This is a genomic window from Bradyrhizobium sp. USDA 3650 (assembly GCF_054057395.1).
The window spans coordinates 4,220,459-4,238,043 of sequence record NZ_JBSRZG010000001.1; the positions used below are offsets into that span (position 1 = coordinate 4,220,459).

Sequence of the window (17,585 nt, forward strand, 5' to 3'; positions counted from 1 at the left end):
TGATAGGCCGCCTTCGTGTAACCTACTACTCACTTCGCAGTGAGCCACCGTTCACAAATCCGCGCTTACGCCGCAAGCTTGCGCAGCACGTAGTGCAGGATGCCGCCGTTGCGGTAGTATTCCAGCTCGTCCAGCGTATCGATGCGGCAGAGCAGCGAAACGCGCTGCAGCGAACCGTCGCCGGAGACGATCTCGGCGGTCAGCTTCTGGCGCGGCTTCAGATCGCCGATGAGACCACGCAGCGTGACCTTCTCGTCGCCCTTCAGGCCAAGCGAGGACCAGGAGGTGCCGTCCTCGAAGGTCAGCGGCAGCACGCCCATGCCGACCAAATTGGAGCGGTGGATGCGCTCGAAGCTCTGGCAGATCACGGCGCGCACGCCGAGCAGACGCGTGCCCTTCGCGGCCCAGTCGCGCGAGGAGCCGTTGCCGTATTCGGCGCCGGCGAACACCACCAGCGGCACCTGCTCCTGCTGGTACTTCATCGCGGCGTCGTAGATCGACATCTGCTCGCCGTCTGGCCAGTGTTTTGTCAGACCGCCCTCAGGGATATTTCCATCCGCGCCCTTGAGCATAAAATTCTTGATGCGGATATTGGCGAAGGTGCCGCGCATCATGACTTCATGGTTGCCGCGCCGCGTGCCGTACTGGTTGAAGTCGGCTGGACGCACCTGGTGCTCGCTGAGATATTTGCCGGCGGGCGAGGTGAGCTTGATCGAACCGGCCGGCGAGATGTGGTCGGTGGTGATCTTGTCGCCGAACATGGCGAGGATGCGGGCCTCGACGATGTCGGTGACCGGCTCCGGCTCCTTCTTCATGCCTTCGAAATAGGGCGGGTTCTGCACATAGGTCGAGCTCATGTTCCAGCGATAGGTTTCGCTCTCGACCGTCTTGATCTTGCGCCCAATTGGTGTCGCCCTTGAACACGTCGGCATACTTCTTCTTGAAGATCGCCGCGGTCACGAACTTCTTCATGAAGGCGTTGATCTCCTTTGTCGTCGGCCAGATGTCCTTGAGGTACACCGGCTTGCCGTCCTTGCCTTCACCGAGCGGCTCGACCGCGAGGTTCTTGGTGACGGTGCCCGCGAGCGCGTGAGCGACCACGAGCGGCGGCGAGGCGAGATAGTTCGCCTGCACGTCCGGCGAGACACGGCCTTCGAAGTTGCGGTTACCGGAGAGCACGGCAGCCGCGACGATGCCGTTGTCGTTGATCGACTTCGAGATCTCCTCGGGCAGCGGACCGGAATTACCGATGCAGGTGGTGCAGCCGAAACCGACCAGGTTGAAGCCGACCTTGTCGAGATCGGCCTGGAGACCGGAATCGGCGAGATAGGCCGCCACCACCTGGCTGCCCGGGGCGAGCGAGGTCTTCACCCACGGCTTTGCCTTGAGGCCCTTCGCGGCGGCGTTGCGCGCCAGCAGACCGGCGCCGATCAGCACGCTCGGGTTCGAGGTGTTGGTGCAGGAGGTGATCGCGGCGATCACGACGTCGCCATGGCCGATGTCGAACTTCTTGCCGTCGACGGCGAAGCGCTTCTCCGGCTCCTCGGCCTTCTTGTATTCGCTGGCGAGGGCGAGCGAGAAGCCCTCGGCCACGGACGGCAGCGCAATGCGGCCTTCGGGGCGCTTCGGGCCGGCCATCGACGGCACGACGTCACCAAGGTCGAGCGTCAGCGTCTCCGTGAACACCGGATCGGGCGACTTGGCGGTGCGGAACAGCCCTTGCGCCTTCGCATAGGCCTGCACCAGCGCGACGCGCGCCGAGGCGCGGCCGGAGGTCTTGAGATAATCGAGCGCGGCGGCGTCGACCGGGAAGAAGCCGCAGGTCGCGCCATATTCGGGCGCCATGTTGGCGATGGTCGCCTTGTCGGCGACCGAGAGATGGTCGAGGCCGGGGCCGAAGAACTCGACGAACTTGCCGACGACGCCGAGCTTGCGCAGCATCTGCGTCACGGTCAGCACGAGATCGGTCGCGGTGACGCCTTCCTTCATCGCGCCCTTCAGCTTGAAGCCGACGACATTGGGCAACAGCATCGACAGCGGCTGGCCGAGCATGCAGGCTTCCGCCTCGATGCCGCCGACGCCCCAGCCGAGCACGGCGAGACCGTTGACCATGGTGGTGTGGGAATCGGTGCCGACCAGCGAGTCGGGATAGGCGACCTCGAAGGTGCCGGTCTTCTTGCCGACCGTCATCTTCTCCTTCTTGGTCCAGACCGTCTGGGAGAGATATTCGAGATTGACCTGGTGGCAGATGCCGGTGCCGGGCGGCACGACGGAGAAGTTCGAGAACGCCTTCTGGCCCCATTTCAGGAACTCGTAGCGCTCCTGGTTCTGCTTGTATTCCTCGGTGACGTTCTTGCCGAAGGCCTTGTTGTCACCGAAGAAGTTCACGATCACGGAGTGGTCGATGACGAGGTCGACCGGCACCAGCGGATTGATCTTCTCGGCATCGCCGCCGAGCTTCTGCATCGCGTTGCGCATCGCGGCGAGATCGACCACGGCGGGCACGCCGGTGAAGTCCTGCATCAGCACGCGCGCCGGGCGGAAGGCGATCTCATGCTCCAGCGACTTCTTGCGCAGCCACTTCGACACCGCGACGATGTCCGCCTTCTTGACCGAGCGGCCGTCCTCGTTGCGGAGCAGGTTCTCGAGCAGGACCTTCATCGAATAGGGGAGTTTCGAAATTCCCTTCAGACCATTCTTCTCGGCCGTGGGCAGGCTGTAATAGACATAGGTCTTGGCGCCGACCTTGAGGGTCTTTTTGCATTTGAAGCTGTCGAGCGAGGTCATGTAGGAAATCCCAATTGTCAGTTATACCCGGCAGGGTATTTTAACACCGTCAGCGTAGGCAGGCTGAGTCGCTTGCAGGGGCAGGTTGAGTTGCTGCATCAAGTAGTTCCGGGCTTATAGAAGCTTTCTAACCGCGCCGCCACAGCCACAAACGTGCCGCGGCAATCCGCGAGCCAAAAATTCCCATACGCTACCCCAAGTTTTCCTGAGGCCTGACGTTGAGCGGGTTGGTACGAGGCGAGATGCAGCTTTCCGGACATGGGGTCACATGCGTGCGGGGCGGCCGCGAGGTGTTTGCGGGGCTCGATTTCGGGGCCGGCTCCGGCGAAGCCGTGGCGGTCGTCGGCCGCAACGGATCGGGCAAGACCTCGCTGCTGCGGCTGATCGCGGGCCTGCTCATTCCGGCGGGCGGCACGATCGCGCTGGACGGAGGCGATTCCGAGCTGACATTGCCGGAGCAATGCCACTATCTCGGCCATCGCGACGCCTTGAAGCCTGCCCTGAGCGTGGCGGAAAATCTGACGTTCTGGGCCGATTTTCTGGGTGGCGAGCGTTTCGATGCCGGCGACAGCCTCGTCACGGTCGGGCTCGACCATGCCGCCGATCTGCCCGCCGCCTTCCTGTCCGCCGGCCAACGCCGCCGGCTCTCGCTGGCCCGCCTGCTGACCGTCCGCCGACCGGTCTGGCTATTGGACGAGCCGACCACGGCGCTGGACGTCGCGGGACAGGACATGTTTTCCGGATTGATGCGCGAGCATCTGGCGCGGGGCGGCCTGATCGTCGCCGCCACCCACGCCCCGCTCGGAATCGATTCGCGGGAGCTGCGGATCGGGGGGACGGCATGATTCCCGTGGACCCTCAGTTTTCCAAGCGGCTTGGCTCCGCCCTCTCCGTTCCCTCCCCCCTTGTGGGGGAGGGGCAGGGAGGGGGGCGCCACGCGGCGCGCTCTTTCGGTTCTGGCGTTCGGCAGGCGGGCGCTCTGTTGCTGGCGCCACGGATCCAACAACCATCTCTCCCGGGGCTACCCCCCTCCCCCGCCCTCCCCCACGAGGGGGGAGGGAGCGCAGTTTGCCCTGGGCACGTGCCGGGCTCTTATGGCTGGCTCGCCGTGGAAAGAGCCACCCCATGACCGCCCTGTCTGCCCTCATTCGCCGGGACATCCGGATCGCGCTCCGCGTCGGCGGCGGGGCGTTGATTGGCGTGCTGTTCTTTCTGACCGTGGTGGTGCTGATGCCGTTTGCGGTGGGGCCGGATCTGGCACTGCTGTCGCGGCTCGGGCCGGCGATCCTGTGGCTGGGGGCGCTGCTGGCGAGCCTGCTCACCCTGGACCGGCTGTTCATGGCCGACCATGAGGACGGCTCGCTCGACCTGATCACGATGAGCCGGACGCCGCTGGAACTCGCCTGCGCGGCGAAGGCGCTGGCGCATTGGCTGGCCGCCGGCCTGCCGCTGATCGTCGCAACCCCCGTGCTCGGCCTGCTGCTCAACCTCGACATGGTCGCAACCGGCGCGGTGGCGCTGACGCTGCTCGCCGGCACCCCGGCGCTGACGTTCACCGGCATGATCGGCGCAGCGCTGGCGGTGACGTTGCATCGTGGCGGCTTGCTGATGGCGGTCCTGGTACTGCCGCTATCGATACCCGTCCTAATTTTCGGCGTCGCGGCCTCGCAGGCGGTGATCGTCGGACCCATGACGTTCGGCGCGCCGTTCTCGATCCTGTGCGCGCTGTCGCTGGTCAGCCTCGTGATCGGCCCCTTCGCGGCTGCGGCGAGCCTGAAGCATGGACTGGATTGAGATGGACGGGACTGACCTTGACCCCGATCAACTTTCGCTGCGGACTTTCGTGCTGATTGCGTGAGCGCTTACCTGTGATTATCAGGATACCATGACGCTGATCGACCTCGCCAACCCCACACGGTTCCTCGCGCTGACGGCGCGGCTGTTGCCATGGCTTGCGGCCGCGACCATCGTCCTGCTCGCGATCGGGCTCTATCAGTCCGCCACCGCGCCCGACGACTATCAGCAGGGCGCGACGGTGAAGATCATGTTCATCCACGTGCCCAATGCCTGGCTATCGATGTTCGTGTGGGGCGTGATGAGCATTGCCTCGCTGGGCACGCTGGTGTGGCGGCATCCGCTCGCCGACGTCGCCGCCAAAGCGGCAGCGCCCATCGGCGCCAGCTTCACCTTCCTCGCGCTGCTGACGGGATCGCTGTGGGGCCGGCCGATGTGGGGCACCTATTGGGAATGGGACGCGCGGCTGACCTCGGTGCTGATCCTGTTCCTGATGTATCTCGGCCTGATGGCGCTGTGGCGCGCGGTCGACGATCCCTCCCGCGCGGCGCGCGCCGCCGCCGTGCTGACACTGGTCGGCGCGCTCAACCTGCCCATCATCAAGTTCTCGGTCGACTGGTGGAACACGCTGCACCAGCCGGCATCGGTGATGCGGATGGGCGGCTCGTCGCTCGATAAATCCTTTTTGATTCCGCTGCTGGTGATGGCGATCGCGTTCACCCTGCTGTTCGTCACGCTGCATCTGGCTGCGATGCGCAACGAGATTTTGCGTCGGCGCGTGCGGTCTCTGCAGATGATGCAGGCGAGCCGTGTGGCGTTTTCAGAAGTCGGCACCGGTTCGCGTGAAGCGAACGCGTCGAAAGAAGTTGGGGCTGCATGATCATGTCGCTCGGTCCCTATGCGTCGTTCATCGTGACATCCTATGCCGCGGCCGCCCTTGTGGTCGTGATCCTGATCGGCTGGATCGTGCTCGACTATCGTAGCCAGACACAGCGCCTGCGCGAGCTCGAGCGCAGCGGCGTGACCCGCCGCTCCGGCCGTAGCGCGACGGATCGGCCATGAGAGATCAAGCATGAGAGATCAATCATGAGCGAGCAATCGACGTCCGCTCCGCCGCAGCGCCGCACCTTCCTGATGGTGCTGCCGCTGATTGCGTTCATCGGCCTGGCGCTGTTGTTCTGGTTCCGGCTCGGCAGCGGCGATCCCTCGCGGATCCCGTCCGCGCTGATCGGACGGCCCGTGCCGCAAACCATGCTGCCGCCGCTCGAGGGATTGCAGGCTGACAACGCCCAGATCCCCGGCCTCGATCCCGCCGCGTTCAAGGGCAAGGTCAGCCTCGTCAATGTCTGGGCGTCCTGGTGCGTGCCGTGCCACGACGAGGCGCCCCTGCTGACCGAATTGGCAAAAGACAAGCGCTTCCAGCTCGTCGGCATCAACTACAAGGATGCTGCCGACAATGCGCGGCGCTTCCTGGGGCGCTACGGCAACCCGTTCGGCCACGTCGGCGTCGATGCCAACGGCCGCGCCTCGATCGAATGGGGCGTCTATGGCGTGCCCGAGACTTTCGTCGTCGGTCGCGAAGGCACCATCGTCTACAAGCTGGTCGGACCGATCACGCCCGAGAATTTGCGGACCGTGTTGTTGCCGCAGATGGAGAAGGCGTTGAGAGCGGGGTCGTAGCCAAGACCGTCATTGCGAGCGCAGCGAAGCAATCCAGACTGTCTCCTCGGAAAGACTCTGGATTGCTTCGCTGCGCTCGCAATGACGAGTTGAAAGAGCTCAGCCCTTCCTCACATCCCCCGCCTCGGCCTCGCTCGCTTCCAGCGACGCCGGCTCGAGGTGATAACGCTTGGTCAGCGGCATCTGGGCGATGGCGAAGATCATGGTGATCGGCGTGACGCCGAACACCTTGAAGTTGACCCAGAAGTCCGTGCTCTGGGTGCGCCAGACGATCTCGTTCAACACCGCCATGCCGGCGAAGAACAGCGCCCAGCGCAGCGTCAGGATGCGCCAGCCCTGCGGCGTCAAATTGAACATCTGGTCGAACATGACCGCGATGAAGGAGCGGCCGAACAACAGGCCGCCGCCGAGGATCGCGGCGAACAAAGCGTAGATGATGGTTGGCTTGAGCTTGATGAAGGTCTCGTCGTGCAGCACCAGCGTCAGCGTGCCGAATACCAGCACGATGACGCCTGTCACGATCGCCATGATCGGAATGTGCCGCGTCACCACATAGGAGGCGATCATCGCCGCGACGATCGCGACCATGAAGGCGCCGGTCGCGGCGAACAGATTGAACTTCGCATTCACGAAGAAGAACACGAGCAGCGGACCGAGCTCGGTCGCAAGCTTGAACAGCGGATGCGGCTGGGTCTTGTCCATTCTTCAGCTTTCGATTCCGGCTATCGCGCGGGCGAAATCACGCGCGGTGAACGGCGCGAGATCGTCGACGCCTTCGCCGACGCCGATGAAGTGCACCGGCAGTTTGAATTTTTCCGCGAGCGCCACCAGGATGCCGCCGCGGGCGGTGCCATCGAGCTTCGTCATCACGAGGCCGGTGACCCCTGCGGTGCGATGGAAGGCCTCGACCTGCGATAGCGCGTTCTGGCCGACGGTGGCGTCCAGCACGAGCAGCACCGCATGCGGCGCAGTCGCGTCCACCTTGCGGATGACGCGCACGACCTTTTCGAGCTCGTTCATCAGCTCGGCCTTGTTCTGAAGCCGCCCGGCGGTGTCGATCAGGAGCACGTCGGTGGCCTGCTCCTTCGCCGCCGTCAGCGCGTTGAAGGCGAGGCTCGCTGAATCCGAGCCCTGCGCACCCGATATGACGGGCGTCTTCGTGCGTTCGCCCCAGACCTTGAGCTGCTCGATCGCCGCGGCGCGAAACGTGTCGCCGGCGGCCAGCATCACCTTGCGGCCTTCGGACGCGAATTTTTGCGAGAGTTTCCCGATGGTCGTGGTCTTGCCGGAGCCGTTGACGCCGACCACGAGGATAACGAAAGGCTTCTTGCCGGCGTCGATCTCGAGCGGCTTGGCCACCGCCGCCAGCACCTTCTCGACCTCGCTCGCGACGACATCCTTGACCTCGTCCGCCGAGATCGCCTTGTCGTAGCGCCCGGTGCCAACCGCATCCGCGATCCGCACCGCGACCGAGGTGCCGAGGTCGGCGCGCAGCAGCACGTCCTCGATGTCGTCGAGCATGGCGCGGTCGAGCTTGCGCTTGGTGACGAGGTCGGCGACCGCGGTCCCGAGCGAGGACGAGGTGCGCTTCAGCCCGTCCGACAGGCGGCGCCACCAGCTCAGCTTGGGGGTCTCGGGGGTGGTATCGTTCATGGTGGCGGTGTGTTAGCCGTTCCGGCTCGCAAACGAAAGTCTTGACCGAAAGTCTCGCCGATAACGAAAGTCTTGCAATTGCTCGATGTTCCCGAATTGACCGCCGAGGAAATCTTAGCGCGCGTGCTCCATCGCGACGGATTGATGCTGGTCATCGACAAGCCGGCCGGCCTGCCGGTGCATCGCGGACCCAAGGGCGGTGCCAATCTGGAAACCTCGTTCGACGCGCTTCGTTTCGGCCTGCCGCGGCCGCCGGTGCTGGCCCACCGGCTGGACAAGGACACCTCCGGTTGCCTCGTGCTCGGCCGCCATCGCAAGGCGACGGCCTCGCTCGGCCTGCTGTTCAAGCATGGCAAGATCGGCAAGACCTACTGGACCATCGTCGAGGGCGGCCCCACCGAGGACGAAGGCACCATCGACATGCCGCTCGGACGGCTGAACGCCGAGCGCGGCTGGTGGCAGAAGCCCGATCCCGAGGGCCAGAAGGCCATCACCAACTGGAAGGTGATGGGCCGGGGCGACGGCCTGACCTGGCTCGCCATGGAACCGGTGACCGGACGGACCCATCAATTGCGGGTGCATTCGTCGGCGACCGGCTGGCCGATCTTCGGCGATAACATTTACGGCAACGGCCCGCGCTTCGGCGAGCCGAAGCTGCACCTGCATTCCCGCGAGATCGTGGTGCCGATCTCCCGCAACAAGGAGCCGGTTCGCGTGGTGGCGCCGGCCCCGCCCCACATGCACGAGCGGCTCCGCGCCTGCGGGTGGAACGGGGAGTAGCCCAACTGCTCGCTCCTCATGGTGAGGAGGCCGCGCAGCGCTCCCTATAGTTTACGAAACGTTCAGTGCTCGTCTCTAATGATAGCGGTTGCTTAGAACAAGCTTCCGTCAATCTGCTCAGGACGAGCTGCGCGTCATGTCCACGGCCGAGTTATCGATCATCGACGAGGTCGAGTCCGCGCTTCGGACTGGCTCCGCGGAAAAGGGCCTGGCGACCGCCCGCCGTGTCACCGACCTGTTCCTGTCCTCCGCCGGCAGTTTCGATGACGAGCAGATCGCGCTGTTTGACGATGTGCTGGATCGCCTGATCGGCACCATCGAGCTCCGGGCCATCGCCGACATGGGCGCGCGCGTAGCGCTCGCCGAGATCAGCGCGCAGCTCGCGCCGATCGCGCAGGCGCCGCCATCGGTCATTCGCCGCCTCGCTAACAATGATGAAATCCGCATCGCCGGTCCCGTGCTGCAGGAATCCGCGCGCCTCGATGACGGCGCGCTGGTGCAGATCGCATCCAGCAAGGGCGAGCCGCATCTGCTCGCGGTCGCCGGGCGCTGGTGGCTGAAGGAGATCGTCACCGATGCATTGCTGGCGCGGCGCTATCCCAGTGTCAGCCGCCGGCTCGCCGCCAATCCCGGCGCGCGCGTGTCCGGCAACGGATTTGCCGTCATCGTCGGACAGGCCGAGGCCGATCCCGACCTCGCGGTCAGCGTCGGCGTCCGCGTCGATCTGCCGTCAGACCTGCGCCGCCAATTGCTGCGCTCCGCTACGGATGCCGTGCGGACCCGCCTGTTGTCGCGCGCGCCGCCGCATCTGTTCGAGGAGATCCAGACCGCGATCGCTGCCGTCACCGTCGGTGTCGAGCGCGAGATGTCGGGGGTCCGCGATTTCGAAGGAGCCAAGCGCGCCGTCGCAGGCCTCAAGACGGCCGGCCAGCTCAGCGAAGCGACGCTGCTCGGTTTCGCCACGCAGCGGCGTTATGAAGAAGCAGTGGCCGCATTGGCCGCATTGTCGGGATCGACCGTCGAAGTGATACGCCCGCTGATGCAAAGCCTGCGCGAGGACGGCCTGCTGGTGCCGTGCAAGGCGGCGCAGCTCAGCTGGGAAACCACCGCCGCCGTGCTTCAGAGCCGCTTTGCGAGCGGCGCGATGAAGCCAGCCGATATCGCAAGGGCTCAAAGCCATTACGCCCGCATGACCCCGGAGAATGCGCGGCGGACGCTGCGGTTCTGGCAGGTGCGGGCGTTGTAGTTTTTCCCTCTCCCCTTGTGGGAGAGGGTGGCTCGCCGCGCAGCGGCGAGACGGGTGAGGGGTCTCTCTCCGCGAGTCCACATTGAGTTGAGTACGCGGAAGCAACCCCTCATCCGGCGCTTCGCGCCACCTTCTCCCACAAGGGGAGAAGGGAAGGAACCGTCACACCGTCAGCCGCGCGCCATCACAACCGGCGATCCGCATCGGCACGACGCTGCCGATACGCTCGCCCGCAATCGCCACCGGCAGATAATGCTCCGTCCGTCCCTGCTCCTCGCTCTCGATCAGCACCTCGCGCGTGGCGCCGATTTCGGCTTGCAGCCGCTGCAGAAGCGCGGCCTCACCGGCCGAGCGCAGCCGCTTCGCACGCTCCTTAATTGCGCCGCCCGCGACCTGCGGCATCCGCGCGGCCGGCGTGCCGGGACGCGGCGAATAGGGGAAGACGTGGAGGAATGTCAGGCCGCATTCCTCGACCAGATCGAGCGAACGCGAGAACATCTCCTCGGTCTCGGTCGGAAAGCCCGCAATGATGTCGGCACCCAGCGCGATATCCGGGCGCAGGCGACGGACCTGGTCACAGAACGCGATGGCATCGCCGCGCGTATGCCGCCGCTTCATGCGCTTCAAGATCATGTCGTCGCCGGACTGCAGCGACAGGTGCAAATGCGGCATCAGCCGCGAATCCTCGGCGATGGCATCCAACAGATCGCTGTCTGCCTCGATCGAATCGATCGAGGAGATGCGCAAGCGCCTGAGCTCCGGCACATGCCGCAAAATCTGCTTCGTCAGCAGGCCGAGTTTCGGCGCGCCCGGCAGGTCGGCGCCGTAACTGGTGAGGTCGACGCCGGTCAGCACGATCTCGGCATGGCCGCGCTCGACCAATGCCCGGACCTGATCGACCACCGCGCCCATCGGCACCGAGCGCGAATTGCCGCGCCCGAACGGAATGATGCAAAAAGTGCAGCGATGGTCGCAGCCGTTCTGCACCTGCACGAACACGCGCGGCAGGCCGCTTGCAAAGCCGTCGATGAGATGCGGCGCCATCTCCTTCACCGCCATGATGTCGCTGACGGCGATTTTTTCGCCCGCACCGAGATCGAACGCCGCACGCGCCTCGCGCCACGCAGACGATCGCATCTTGTCGTCATTGCCGACGACGCGGTCGACCTCGGCCATCTCGGCGAACATGCCGCTTTGCGTCTGCGCCGCGCAACCGGTGACGACGATACGCGCTCCGGGCCGTTCGCGCTTCAATTTGCGGATCGACTGGCGCGCCTGCGCCACCGCCTCATTGGTGACGGCGCAGCTGTTGATGACGATGGTGTCGGAGAGCCCCGCGCCTTCCGCCTCGCGGCGGATCACCTCGGCCTCGAAGGCATTGAGGCGGCAGCCGAAGGTGACGATGTCGACGCTCATCATCCGACCGGCGCGAACAGCGCCGGATCGAAACGGCCTTCATATTCGAAGGTCGCCGTGCCCGTCATCAGCACGTGATCGTCGCGCTCGCGCCATTCGATCCCGAGCTTGCCGCCGGGCAGCGTGATCTCGACATTGCGCTCGGCGCGCTTCAGCCGCGCCGCCGCGACCGCCGTGGCACATGCGGCCGACCCGCAAGCCCTGGTCAGGCCGGCGCCGCGCTCCCAGGTGCGGATCGTGATGTGCTGGGGATCGACGATATGGGCGAGCGTGATGTTGGCGCGCTCCGGGAAGATCGGGTGGTTTTCCAGCAGCGGACCGAAACGCTCGAGGTCGTAGGCATTGACGTCATCGACCCAGAAGATCGCATGCGGATTACCCATGCTGACCACCGAGGGCGAATGCAGGATCGGATTGTCGATCGGGCCGATCTGCAATTCGATGTAGCGGGTGTCGCGGAATTCCTGGTCGAGCGGAATGTCCTGCCAGCCGAATTTTGGCGCACCCATGTCCACCGTATAAAGCTCCGGCGCCGGACCCTGCCAGGCATTGAGCAGGCCCGCGGCCGTCTCGAACGTCGCATTGGTCTGGCCGGTCTTCTCGAAGATGCGGCGCACCACGCAGCGCATGCCGTTGCCGCAGGCACCTGCCTCGGAGCCGTCACTGTTGTAGATGCTGATGAAAGCTTCGGTGCCGTCGAAGCGCGGCTTCTGCAGCACCATGAGCTGGTCGTAGGCCACGCCGCCTCGCGCCGACGCCACCGCGCGGGCATCGTCCGGGGTGACCTTTGAGGTGGAATCGCGCATGTCGACAACGACGATCTCGTTGCCGATGCCGTTCATCTTGGCAAATGCGTGGTTGGCCAGCGCGCTCATGAAAATTCCCGAATTTCGCCTGCCTTATATGGCGATCCTTGGCCCTCTTGGCCAGTGATTTGCCGCCGAGAGCCAGGACGCTGCCATGACGCATCTGTCATGGGACGAATTCGGCGCTCGCGTGTTAGAACGGCGAAATTCGCGCGATCCGGGACATGCGGCCGGGTTAAGGCCTCGGGGACGTAAGGCCTTGGCGGATAAGCTATTGGGGAGAATAAAAATGTTCAGGTTTCGTCGTCTCGCTTTGGCCGCGCTGATTCCGGCAGCGGCCTTGTCGTTTGGTCTGTCGGCCACGCTGGCCCAGACGCCGAGCCCGGCGCCGGCCGCATCAGCGAGCCCCTCGCCGAGCCCGTCAGCTTCGCCCTCCCCGGCCGCGAGCGCTGCACCCGCGGCCACGCCCTCGCCGGCGGCAAGCGCCTCGCCAAGCCCCTCAATGTCGCCTGCAACGTCCCCTGCAACCTCGCCCTCGCCCGCCGCCAGTGCCTCACCGAGCCCCGCCGCCCCGCCGCCCGCTGCGGCCGCAACCCCGGCTCCCGTGCAGACGGCCGATCCTTTCGGCCAGGAGACCACGCTCGAGCCCAAGAAGGTCGTGATGGTCAAGGGCACTGCCAATTGGGACTCGGCCTTCGACACGCTGATCGACGCCTTCAAGGCGTTGAACACGCTGCTGGACAAGCAGGGCATCAAGCACGCCGGCAATTCGATGATCGTCTACACCTCGACCGACGATACCGGCTTCACCTTCCTTGCCGAGATCCCGGTCGAGCAGGACCCGAAGAACCTGCCCAAGGACATGAGCGTCGGCAAATCGCCGGAGGGCAAGGCGCTGAAATTCGTCCATCGCGGCTCCTACGACAACATGGACAACACCTACGAGGCGATCACCAATCACCTCGACGACAAGAAGCTGGAAGCCAAGGACACCTTCATCGAGGAGTACCTCACCGATCCCCTGAAGACGGCCGAGGACAAGCTCGTGATCAATGTATTCGTGCCGCTGAAGTGAGACCGATGAAAAAGCCTGCTATCCTTTTGACCTCCCTTGTTACGTCCTTTGCCGCCGCGCTGCTGGCAATGCCTGCGCTTGCCGACGATTTTCCGTCCGCGATTACGGTGAGCGGCGAAGCGACGATCTCCGCCGCGCCTGATCTGGCGCAGATCGACGCCGGCGTCGCCAACGACGCCAAGTCTGCGAAAGAAGCGTCCGACGCCAACAACGCCGCGATGGGCAAGGTGCTGCTGGCGCTGAAGGGCGCAGGCATTGACGAGAAGGATTACCAGACCTCGCGGCTGTCGCTGCAGCCGCAATACGGCCAGAACAAATCCACCGGCGCCTCGCCCGTGGTCGGCTTCCGCGCCTCAAACCGCGTCACCGTGAAGATCCGCGACGTGACCAAGGTCGCCGCCATCATCGACACGCTGGTCGGCGCCGGCGCCAACGATATCGGCAACATCTCCTTCGAGGTGACGCAGGCCTCGAAACTGCTCGACGATGCCCGCGAGAAGGCGGTCGCAGACGCCCGCCGCAAAGCGGAGATCTACGCCAAGGCCACCGGCGTCACGCTCGGCGCGCCGCTCAGCGTGTCCGAAGGCGGCGCCCCAATGCCGCTGTTCAAGGGACGCATGGCCGCAGCGCCGATGGCCGCAGGCGGCGCGGCCGTTGCGCCCGGCGAGGAAACGCTGGCGGTGACGGTGAATGTGAGCTGGGCGATCAAGCAGGGGCAGTAGCGCGTTCGCAAGAGGCACGCTGCGGCGCCAATTTCAGGCGTCGTCCTGGCGAAAGCCAGGACCCATTACCCCAAGGCGTGGTTATAGCGCGAAGCAGCTAACTCCGAGTGTTCGCCAAACTACTCCCTGTGGTAATGGGTCCTGGATCAGCGCTCGCTCCGCTCGCTTGTCCAGGACGACGAGTTGTTTGCTTGATGGAGTCAGATCTCCACCACCTGTCCCGGCTTCATCGCCACAAACCTTTCCTGCGGAACCTTGGCGGCGTCGAGCGCCTCGACCAGCGCCTTCGCCGGCGCATCGATCGCTTCATCGGTCAGCTGAAACGTGCCGTGGTGATGCCCGAGTGCTTCCTGCGCGCCGCAATCCGCGAGCGCCTTCACTGCGTCCTCCGGATTCATGTGCTGGTCGCGCATGAACCAGCGCGGCTCGTAGGCGCCGATCGGGAGGATCGCCAGGCGCAACGGGCCGTGCTTCTCGGCGACGCGGCGGAAATGCCGGCCATCGCCATAGCCGGAATCGCAGACGACGTAGATTTTCCCCGCCGGCGTCTCCAGCACGAAACTCGCCCATAGCGCCTTGTTGCGATCGAACATGCCGCGCGCCGACCAGTGCCGGGTCGGCACCAGCGTCACGGCGATGCCGCCGCCGAGCTCGACGCGATCGTGCCAGTCGAACGCTTCCACCTTGATCGTCGCATCGGTGCTGCGCATCGTGACGTCATTGCCGAGCGGGGTCACGACACGCGGGGCAAAATTCTTGGCGAGCCGCGACAGCGTCGCCATGTCGAGATGATCGTAATGGCCGTGCGAGACCAGCACGACATCGATCTTCGGCAGCTTGTCGAACGCAATGCCGGGATCGTTGTGCCGCTTCGGCCCGGCGAAGCTGACGGGCGAGACCCGCGTCGACCAGACGGGATCGACGAGGATGTTGAGGCCGCCGGCCTGGATCAGCCAGCTGGCGTGGCCGACGAAGGACAGCCGCACCTTGTCGCCGTCGACGCGGTCCGGCGGGGTGTCGGTATGGGGGCTCGGCGCCCAATCCGGCCAGCTCGCGCGCTGCCGCTTGCCGCCGAATTGCCAGCGCAGGACCTCACGAAGCGATTTCGGCGGCACGCCGTCCGGATCGAAGAAGTTCAGGCCGTCGAAATGGTCGGAGACCGGGCCGTCATAGGTTTTCATGCGGGACATCCAAAGGGAGGGCACGCCGACCAATGCGCCGGCACCGGCGAACAGTCCGAAAAGGCGGCGGCGGGTGATCGGCACGGATCTGGCTTCAGGGATGGTCGGAGGGGCAGGACATCATCTGTCATATGGGCCGGCCCAGATGAAAAGGAACCCGCCGCCGGAAAGTTCATCTTTTCAAGGCTTTGCCTCCCAAAGCGGCCCCGGCCACCCTAACTTTCCTTGACTTTCAGGCGGCAGCGGCGTTTAACCCGGCCACTTTCTCGGAAAGGCTTTCTTTTCGACCCGCCCACTGGCCCCGGAGGCCAGAGGCCAACGCCCGACAGCGCGATGCGCCCTCGGGCGTAAAGGTGTTTGGAAGATCGCTTGCCCAAGTGGGTGGTCATCCCCCGCGCCTTCGCGGGGCATGACAGCGGTGAGTAACGGGGTGCTCCTCCCATCGGGAGGACAGCAACAGGACAACGGCATTGTTCGACAATCTGTCGGAACGGCTTGGCGGCATTCTCGATCGTCTGACGGGGCGCGGTGCGCTGACCGAAAAGGACGTCGACGCGGCCATGCGCGAGGTGCGCCGCGCGCTGCTGGAAGCCGACGTCGCGCTCGAAGTGGTGCGCAGCTTCACCGAGCGGGTCCGCGAGCAGGCGATCGGCGCCACCGTCGTCAAGTCGGTGACGCCAGGCCAGATGGTGGTCAAGATCGTCCATGACGAGCTGATCAACACGCTCGGCGCCGAAAGCCAGACCATCGACATCAATTCCGTGCCGCCGGTGCCGATCATGATGGTCGGCCTGCAAGGCTCGGGAAAGACCACCACCACCGCAAAGCTCGCCCGTCGCATGGTCCAGCGCGACAAGCGCAAGGTGCTGATGGCCTCGCTCGACATTTACCGTCCCGCGGCGATGGAGCAGCTGGCCGTACTGGGCCGCGACCTCGACATTCCGACGCTGCCGATCGTCGCCGGCCAGCAGCCGGCCCAGATCGCGAAACGCGCGCTCGAGGCCGGCAAGCTCGGCGGCTACGACGTCGTGCTGCTCGACACCGCCGGCCGCACCACGCTCGACGAAGAGATGATGGCCGAAGCAGCGGCGATCAAAGCCGCCGCCAATCCGCATGAAGTGCTGCTGGTGGCGGACAGCCTCACCGGCCAGGACGCCGTCAACCTCGCCCGCGCCTTCGACGAGCGCGTCGGCCTCACTGGCATCGTGCTGACGCGTGTAGACGGCGACGGCCGCGGCGGCGCCGCGCTGTCGATGCGCGCGGTGACCGGCAAGCCGATCAAGCTGCTCGGCACCGGTGAAAAGACCGATGCGCTGGAGGACTTCCACCCTGATCGTATCGCCGGCCGCATCCTCGGCATGGGCGACGTGGTGTCGCTGGTCGAACGCGCTGCCGCCAACATCGATGCCGAAAAGGCCGCGCGCACCGCGGAGCGGATGCGCAAGGGTCAGTTCGACCTCAACGACATGCGCGAGCAGCTGTCGCAGATGGCCAATATGGGCGGTATCAGCGGGCTGATGGGCATGATGCCCGGCATCGCCAAGATGAAGAACCAGATCGCGGCCGCCGGCATCGACGACAAGATCTTGAAGCGCCAGGTCGCGGTGATCGATTCCATGACGCGCGACGAGCGCCGCCATCCCGATCTGCTCAAGGCCAGCCGCAAGAAGCGCATCGCCGCAGGTTCCGGCCAGAGTGTCGAGCAGGTCAACAAGCTGCTGAAGATGCACCGGAACATGGCCGACATGATGAAGGCCATGGGCTCCGGCAAGCGCGGTCCGCTCGCCGGCATCGCGCAGGCCATGGGCTTTGGCGGTGGCATGAAGCCGCCTTCGCCGGAAGAGGTGAAGGCGCTGCAGGAAAAAATGCAGGGTGGCGGCGGACAAGGTCTGCCCAGCCTGCCGAAGGATCTACCTGCCGGGCTGCGCCAGGGTCTGCCGAACGTTCCAGGCCTGACCGGGCTCAGCGGCAAACCGATGCTGCCGGGCCTCGGCGGTTTCCCGGGCAAGAAGAAATGAGGAATTCGTCGCGGGAGATCGCAACGGTCTCGCGCAACGCGGAATACCAATCAACCGAACAAAATGCACTTTAAAGGAGAACCTAGATGTCCGTCGTTATCCGTCTCGCCCGTGCAGGCACCAAGAAGCGCCCCGTCTATCACGTCGTCGTCGCCGATTCGCGCTTCCCCCGCGATGGCCGCTTCATCGAGCGTCTCGGCTATTTCAATCCGCTGCTGCCGAAGGACAACGAGACCCGGCTGAAGCTCGACATGGACAAGGTGAAGGCCTGGCTCGCCAAGGGCGCGCAGCCGTCGGACCGTGTGTCGCGCTTCCTCGACGCCGCCGGCGTCAAGAAGCGCGAAGCGCGCAGCAATCCGGAAAAGGCCGTGCCGCGCAAGGAGCGCAAGGCGCAGGCCGAAGCCGCCGCGAAGGGTTAAGGCGAGAT

General features: G+C 65.1%; 18 protein-coding genes. 11 read left to right on the forward strand and 7 right to left on the reverse strand.

From position 1 onward, the window contains the following. Positions 1-65: 65 nt before the first annotated feature. Entirely contained in the window at positions 66-668 is a 603-nt protein-coding gene (locus tag ACVIN2_RS19605; protein ID WP_456766795.1) for a hypothetical protein, read from the reverse strand. Further along, the gene (locus tag ACVIN2_RS19610) at positions 619-2,787 is read right to left on the reverse strand and encodes an aconitate hydratase (protein ID WP_456766796.1); all 2,169 of its coding nucleotides are present in this window, start codon (positions 2,785-2,787) and stop codon (positions 619-621) included. The genes ACVIN2_RS19605 and ACVIN2_RS19610 overlap by 50 nt, the downstream gene beginning before the upstream one ends. A gap of 242 nt (positions 2,788-3,029) precedes the next feature. Here ACVIN2_RS19610 and ccmA point away from each other — a divergent pair, with 242 nt between their 5' ends. The 5 genes from ccmA to ACVIN2_RS19635 all read left to right on the forward strand — a co-directional run bounded on the left by ccmA (position 3,030) and on the right by ACVIN2_RS19635 (position 6,261). After that, positions 3,030-3,632: a heme ABC exporter ATP-binding protein CcmA gene (ccmA, locus tag ACVIN2_RS19615; protein ID WP_456766797.1), complete on the forward strand. Its 603-nt coding sequence runs from the start codon at positions 3,030-3,032 to the stop codon at positions 3,630-3,632. Positions 3,633-3,912: 280 nt separating this feature from the next. Next, positions 3,913-4,581 carry a heme exporter protein CcmB gene (gene ccmB, locus ACVIN2_RS19620; RefSeq protein WP_007598845.1) on the forward strand — a complete coding sequence of 223 codons (669 nt, stop codon included), beginning with the start codon at positions 3,913-3,915 and terminating at the stop codon, positions 4,579-4,581. A 91-nt stretch (positions 4,582-4,672) separates the two neighbouring features. Beyond that, positions 4,673-5,461 (forward strand): heme ABC transporter permease, encoded by a 789-nt coding sequence (locus tag ACVIN2_RS19625; RefSeq protein ID WP_456766798.1) that lies wholly within the window; start codon positions 4,673-4,675, stop codon positions 5,459-5,461. Further along, positions 5,458-5,643 (forward strand): heme exporter protein CcmD, encoded by a 186-nt coding sequence (gene ccmD / locus ACVIN2_RS19630; protein WP_106945552.1) that lies wholly within the window; start codon positions 5,458-5,460, stop codon positions 5,641-5,643. Before ACVIN2_RS19625 ends, ccmD begins: the two co-directional genes overlap by 4 nt. 24 nt (positions 5,644-5,667) lie before the next feature. After that, entirely contained in the window at positions 5,668-6,261 is a 594-nt protein-coding gene (locus ACVIN2_RS19635; protein WP_456766799.1) for a DsbE family thiol:disulfide interchange protein, read from the forward strand. 99 nt (positions 6,262-6,360) lie between these two features. Here ACVIN2_RS19635 and ACVIN2_RS19640 read toward each other — a convergent pair whose 3' ends face one another. After that, complete coding sequence (locus tag ACVIN2_RS19640; RefSeq protein ID WP_007598838.1) at positions 6,361-6,963, reverse strand: septation protein A; 603 nt, start codon at positions 6,961-6,963, stop codon at positions 6,361-6,363. Positions 6,964-6,966: 3 nt separating this feature from the next. Then, a complete protein-coding gene (ftsY, locus tag ACVIN2_RS19645; RefSeq protein ID WP_456766800.1) occupies positions 6,967-7,914 on the reverse strand; it encodes a signal recognition particle-docking protein FtsY in 948 nt (315 codons plus the stop codon). A 78-nt stretch (positions 7,915-7,992) separates the two neighbouring features. Between ftsY and ACVIN2_RS19650 the strand changes: the two genes are divergently transcribed. Beyond that, on the forward strand, positions 7,993-8,694 hold the full coding sequence (locus ACVIN2_RS19650) for an RluA family pseudouridine synthase (RefSeq protein ID WP_247284930.1): 702 nt from the start codon (positions 7,993-7,995) through the stop codon (positions 8,692-8,694). A 136-nt stretch (positions 8,695-8,830) separates the two neighbouring features. Next, positions 8,831-9,940, forward strand: coding sequence for a DUF2336 domain-containing protein (locus ACVIN2_RS19655; protein ID WP_456766801.1), 1,110 nt, complete (start codon positions 8,831-8,833; stop codon positions 9,938-9,940). Positions 9,941-10,102: 162 nt separating this feature from the next. Here ACVIN2_RS19655 and mtaB read toward each other — a convergent pair whose 3' ends face one another. Further along, on the reverse strand, positions 10,103-11,356 hold the full coding sequence (gene mtaB, locus ACVIN2_RS19660; RefSeq protein WP_456769761.1) for a tRNA (N(6)-L-threonylcarbamoyladenosine(37)-C(2))-methylthiotransferase MtaB: 1,254 nt from the start codon (positions 11,354-11,356) through the stop codon (positions 10,103-10,105). Beyond that, positions 11,356-12,231, reverse strand: a complete 876-nt coding sequence (dapF, locus tag ACVIN2_RS19665; RefSeq protein WP_456766802.1) for a diaminopimelate epimerase — start codon at positions 12,229-12,231, stop codon at positions 11,356-11,358. The genes mtaB and dapF overlap by 1 nt, the downstream gene beginning before the upstream one ends. Positions 12,232-12,451: 220 nt before the next feature. On the opposite strand from dapF, the gene ACVIN2_RS19670 reads away from it, so the two are divergent. Continuing rightward, positions 12,452-13,237, forward strand: coding sequence for a GyrI-like domain-containing protein (locus tag ACVIN2_RS19670; RefSeq protein ID WP_456766803.1), 786 nt, complete (start codon positions 12,452-12,454; stop codon positions 13,235-13,237). A 5-nt stretch (positions 13,238-13,242) separates the two neighbouring features. After that, entirely contained in the window at positions 13,243-13,959 is a 717-nt protein-coding gene (locus tag ACVIN2_RS19675) for an SIMPL domain-containing protein (RefSeq protein WP_456766804.1), read from the forward strand. Positions 13,960-14,159: 200 nt separating this feature from the next. Here ACVIN2_RS19675 and ACVIN2_RS19680 read toward each other — a convergent pair whose 3' ends face one another. After that, positions 14,160-15,224, reverse strand: a complete 1,065-nt coding sequence (locus tag ACVIN2_RS19680) for an MBL fold metallo-hydrolase (protein WP_456766805.1) — start codon at positions 15,222-15,224, stop codon at positions 14,160-14,162. A gap of 386 nt (positions 15,225-15,610) precedes the next feature. On the opposite strand from ACVIN2_RS19680, the gene ffh reads away from it, so the two are divergent. Then, positions 15,611-17,158, forward strand: coding sequence for a signal recognition particle protein (gene ffh / locus ACVIN2_RS19685; RefSeq protein WP_456766806.1), 1,548 nt, complete (start codon positions 15,611-15,613; stop codon positions 17,156-17,158). Positions 17,159-17,244: 86 nt separating this feature from the next. Further along, positions 17,245-17,577, forward strand: coding sequence for a 30S ribosomal protein S16 (gene rpsP / locus ACVIN2_RS19690; protein ID WP_143842481.1), 333 nt, complete (start codon positions 17,245-17,247; stop codon positions 17,575-17,577). Positions 17,578-17,585 lie beyond the last annotated feature (8 nt).

What these genes read in the sequence shown, in the direction of transcription:
- ACVIN2_RS19625 (WP_456766798.1), top strand. Translation starts at nt 4,673, where the DNA reads ATGACGCTGATCGACCTCGCCAACCCCACACGGTTCCTCGCGCTGACG.
- ACVIN2_RS19610 (WP_456766796.1), bottom strand. Translation starts at nt 2,787, where the DNA reads ATGACCTCGCTCGACAGCTTCAAATGCAAAAAGACCCTCAAGGTCGGC.
- ccmB (WP_007598845.1), top strand. Translation starts at nt 3,913, where the DNA reads ATGACCGCCCTGTCTGCCCTCATTCGCCGGGACATCCGGATCGCGCTC.
- ACVIN2_RS19670 (WP_456766803.1), top strand. Translation starts at nt 12,452, where the DNA reads ATGTTCAGGTTTCGTCGTCTCGCTTTGGCCGCGCTGATTCCGGCAGCG.
- ftsY (WP_456766800.1), bottom strand. Translation starts at nt 7,914, where the DNA reads ATGAACGATACCACCCCCGAGACCCCCAAGCTGAGCTGGTGGCGCCGC.
- ACVIN2_RS19675 (WP_456766804.1), top strand. Translation starts at nt 13,243, where the DNA reads ATGAAAAAGCCTGCTATCCTTTTGACCTCCCTTGTTACGTCCTTTGCC.
- mtaB (WP_456769761.1), bottom strand. Translation starts at nt 11,356, where the DNA reads ATGAGCGTCGACATCGTCACCTTCGGCTGCCGCCTCAATGCCTTCGAG.
- ccmA (WP_456766797.1), top strand. Translation starts at nt 3,030, where the DNA reads ATGCAGCTTTCCGGACATGGGGTCACATGCGTGCGGGGCGGCCGCGAG.
- rpsP (WP_143842481.1), top strand. Translation starts at nt 17,245, where the DNA reads ATGTCCGTCGTTATCCGTCTCGCCCGTGCAGGCACCAAGAAGCGCCCC.
- ACVIN2_RS19635 (WP_456766799.1), top strand. Translation starts at nt 5,668, where the DNA reads ATGAGCGAGCAATCGACGTCCGCTCCGCCGCAGCGCCGCACCTTCCTG.
- dapF (WP_456766802.1), bottom strand. Translation starts at nt 12,231, where the DNA reads ATGAGCGCGCTGGCCAACCACGCATTTGCCAAGATGAACGGCATCGGC.
- ACVIN2_RS19655 (WP_456766801.1), top strand. Translation starts at nt 8,831, where the DNA reads ATGTCCACGGCCGAGTTATCGATCATCGACGAGGTCGAGTCCGCGCTT.
- ACVIN2_RS19640 (WP_007598838.1), bottom strand. Translation starts at nt 6,963, where the DNA reads ATGGACAAGACCCAGCCGCATCCGCTGTTCAAGCTTGCGACCGAGCTC.
- ccmD (WP_106945552.1), top strand. Translation starts at nt 5,458, where the DNA reads ATGATCATGTCGCTCGGTCCCTATGCGTCGTTCATCGTGACATCCTAT.